3 protein-coding genes are annotated in these 3,633 nt (G+C 70.6%); 1 reads left to right on the forward strand and 2 read right to left on the reverse strand.

Annotated features, from left to right (window positions below):
- The first annotated feature begins 99 nt into the window (after nt 1-99).
- Complete coding sequence (gene pepN, locus ACY5KJ_RS18595; RefSeq protein WP_462203969.1) at nt 100-2,646, forward strand: aminopeptidase N; 2,547 nt, start codon at nt 100-102, stop codon at nt 2,644-2,646.
- A gap of 84 nt (nt 2,647-2,730) precedes the next feature.
- Here pepN and ACY5KJ_RS18600 read toward each other — a convergent pair whose 3' ends face one another.
- Together ACY5KJ_RS18600 and ACY5KJ_RS18605 are read right to left on the reverse strand one after the other, a co-directional pair.
- Nucleotides 2,731-3,168 (reverse strand): DUF5130 family protein, encoded by a 438-nt coding sequence (locus ACY5KJ_RS18600; protein WP_462188115.1) that lies wholly within the window; start codon nt 3,166-3,168, stop codon nt 2,731-2,733.
- Nucleotides 3,155-3,633: hypothetical protein (locus tag ACY5KJ_RS18605; RefSeq protein ID WP_462203968.1), on the reverse strand; the 479-nt coding region annotated here is incomplete at its 5' end. The genes ACY5KJ_RS18600 and ACY5KJ_RS18605, both read right to left, overlap by 14 nt.

A 3,633-nucleotide genomic window follows, 5' to 3' on the forward strand; every position in this document is an offset into this window, starting at 1 on the left:
CCCCGGCGGCGACCGTTCTCCTCATCGGCGTGGGAGACTGGGAACACGGTGATGACCGTGTCGCAGTCCTGCAAGTCCGTGCCGTCCGAAAGGAACCGGGTGCCCAACAACCTCACCCGCGACGAGGCGCGCGAGCGCGCCCGCCTGCTCAACGTCGCCTCCTATGACGTCGAACTCGACCTGACGACCGGCCACGAGACCTTCCGCACGTCGACCGCGGTCATCTTCACCTGCGTCGAGCCCGGGGCGTCGACGTTCATCGAGCTCGCCGCCGCGAAGGTCGACGAGGTCGTTCTCAACGGGGCGCCGCTCGACCCCGCCACGGTGTTCGACGGCGAGCGGATCCGGCTCGACAACCTCGCGGAGTCGAACCGGCTCACGGTGGTGGCGGACGGCATCTACTCCCGCACCGGTGAGGGCCTGCACCGCTTCGTCGACCCGGTGGACGAGGCCGTCTACCTCTACACCCAGTTCGAGACGTACGACGCGCACCGGATGTACGCCTGTTTCGACCAGCCCGACCTCAAGGCGACGTTCACCCTCACGGTCACCGTCCCGGCGGAATGGAAGGCGATCTCCAACAGCGCAGTCGCCGCGGCGGCGGAGGCTGCGATCGGGGTGCGCACCATCCGCTTCCTGACCACCCCGGTGATGTCGACGTACATCACCGCGCTCGTCGCCGGCCCATACCACGAGGTCCGCGACCACCACGACGGCATAGACCTGGGCCTCTACTGCCGCCGATCGCTGGCCGAGTTCCTCGACCCCGCCGAGCTCTTCGAGATCACCAAGGCTGGGTTCGGCTTCTACCACCGGGTGTTCGACTACCGGTACCCGTTCGGCAAGTACGACCAGTTGTTCGTGCCCGAGTTCAACGCCGGGGCGATGGAGAACGCCGGCTGCGTGACCTTCCTGGAGGAGTATGTCTTCCGGGCGAAGGTGACCGAAGCCCGCCGCGAGCGGCGCGCCGAGACGATCCTGCACGAGATGGCGCACATGTGGTTCGGTGACCTGGTCACCATGCGCTGGTGGGACGACCTGTGGCTGCACGAGTCGTTCGCCACCTACATGTCGGTCCTCGCCCAGGTGAACGCGACCCGCTTCACCAACGGCTGGACGACCTTCGCCAACGCGGAGAAGGGCTGGGCCTACCGCCAGGACCAGCTCTCCTCCACGCACCCGATCGTCGCCGACGCCCCGGACATGGACGCGGTGCGGACGAACTTCGACGGCATCACCTACGCCAAGGGCGCCTCGGTGCTCAAGCAGCTCATGGCCTGGGTCGGCCAGGAGGAGTTCCTCGCCGGGCTGCGGACGTACTTCCGCCGCTACGAGTACGCGAACACGTCGCTGCGCGACCTGCTCGACGAGTTGGAGAACGCCAGCGGGCGGAACCTGACCGCCTGGTCCGCGGACTGGCTGGAGACCACCGGCGCGAACACCCTGCGGCCGCGCTTCTTCACCGACTCCTCGGGCCTGTTCACCTCGTTCGACGTGGTGCAGGAGCCGGCGTCGGCGCCGCCGACCGCCTCGCGCACGCTGCGCCCGCACCGGCTCGCGATCGGCCTTTACGATCGGGACGCCACCGGCGCGCTGGTCCGGCGGGAACGGGTCGAGCTCGACGTGACGGGCAAGCTCACCGAGGTCACCAAGCTTGTCGGTGCCCGCCAGCCGGATCTGATCCTGCTCAACGACGACGACCTCACGTACGCGAAGGTGCGCCTCGACGAGCGGTCGCTGGCCACGCTCGTCGAGTCGATCGGCGCCATCTCCCAGTCACTGCCCCGGACGCTGTGCTGGGCGGCGGCCTGGGACATGACCCGCGACGCCGAACTCGCCGCCCGCGACTACGTCCGGCTCGTGCTGTCCGGGGTGACCGCCGAGGACGACATCGGCGTGGTGCAGTCGCTGCTGGCCAAGGCGGACTTGACGATCGACACTTACGGTGACCCGGCAAACCGGAAGCCCGCGCTGCGCGCGCTGACGGAACGCGCCGAGGAGCTGGCGCGCGCCGCGGCCCCCGGCAGCGACCTGCAGCTCGTCTACACCACCTCCTTCGCCCAGGCCGAGGAGGCCGACCAGGTGGCGCGGATCCGGGCGCTGTTCGAGGGCACCGACGTCATCGAGGGGCTCGTGCTCGACACCGAGCTGCGCTGGACCCTGCTGACCCAGCTCGTCGCGCGGGGCGTGTACGCCGACGCCGAGATCGACGCGGAGCTCGCCCGCGACCGCACCGCCACCGGCGAGAAGCGAGCGGCGACCGCGCGGGCGGCACGGCCGACCGCGGCGGCGAAGGCGGCCGCCTGGTCGGCGGTCATGGACTCGGACACCCTGTCGAACCACTTGGCCGCCGCGACGATGGGCGGTTTCTGGATCTCCGACCAGCTCGAGCTGACCCGGCCCTACGTGGACCGTTTCTTCGACGAGATCGCTGGGATCTGGGAGACCCGCAGCTTCGACATGGCTTCTACCATCACCCAGATGCTGTTCCCGGCATCGGTGATCGAACCGGAGACGGTGGCGAAGGTCGACGCCTACCTGGCCGAGCACAACCCGGTTCCGCCCCTGCGGCGGGCCCTGCTGGAAGGCCGCGACGGGCTCGTCCGGGCGCTGGCCGCGCGCAAGAAGGACATCGAGGCGACGTAGCGTACCGTACCCGCATCACGCCGGTCGGAGCCGGCCTGGCCCCGGAGGACCCGGCCGGGGCCGGCTCCTCCGGGGCCAGCGGGGTCAGGGCGTCGGGCTGACCGCCAACGAAGGCTGCGTCGGGGGGAGGGTCCCGGCGGCTGCGCCGCCCGCGCCACCTGCCGCGTCCGCGAGCTGGCGGATACCGGCGATCAGGCCGCCGACCAGGCCGCCCAGCGCGAAGCTGGAGGCCATCGTCAACGCGGCGAGCCCGGCGGCCGAGTCGCCGATCCGCTTCTTGGCGGCCGGGGTCGTGGCGATCCGCACGAACCGCTGCCCGGGCGAGACGAGGATCAGCACAGCGGCATCCCGCCCCGCGTCGTCGACGAGGTTCGCGAGGATCCGCTCGGCGGCGAGCCGGGCGTCGCCGCGCACCGCGCCGATCCGGATGCTGACGTGGATACCGGTATGCGTCTCGGCGAGCTCCCGGGCCCGGTTCAGCCGGTCGAGCTGCTCGTGGGTGAACGGCTCACCAGTTGCCACTGGCACCACCCGCGCCGGGAAGGGCGGTCTTCGCCTGCTCGCCCTCGATCTCCTCCGGCTTGGAGCCGATCCAGATCTCGTCGTGCTCCCAGGGCTGCCCCGGGCGGTAGCGCACCGGCCCGCTCTTGCGGCTCGACCACGCGGCCAGCAGGATCGCGATGACGAACCCACCGACGATGGTGCCGCCGTAGATCGCCCATGACTGCACGGCCGTGAGCGGATCGGGGTTGTAGAGGGTTCCGATCTCCCCGGCCGAGGCGCTCACCGCGAACACCGGCACCGCGAACAGCGCAAGGCCAGCAACGGTGAGAACCCGGCGCGGCGCGATCCTGGATCGCAACCCCGGCGCGGGGTGCGCCCCCGGCCACGGGCGGGAGGTGCCGGCGAACGGCAGCCATCGGGTCTGGCGCGGTCGACGTCGAGTCACGCAGCGAAGATTACCGGGAAATGGGGTTACGGTCCTCG

The organism is Frankia sp. CcWB3 (assembly GCF_977927595.1).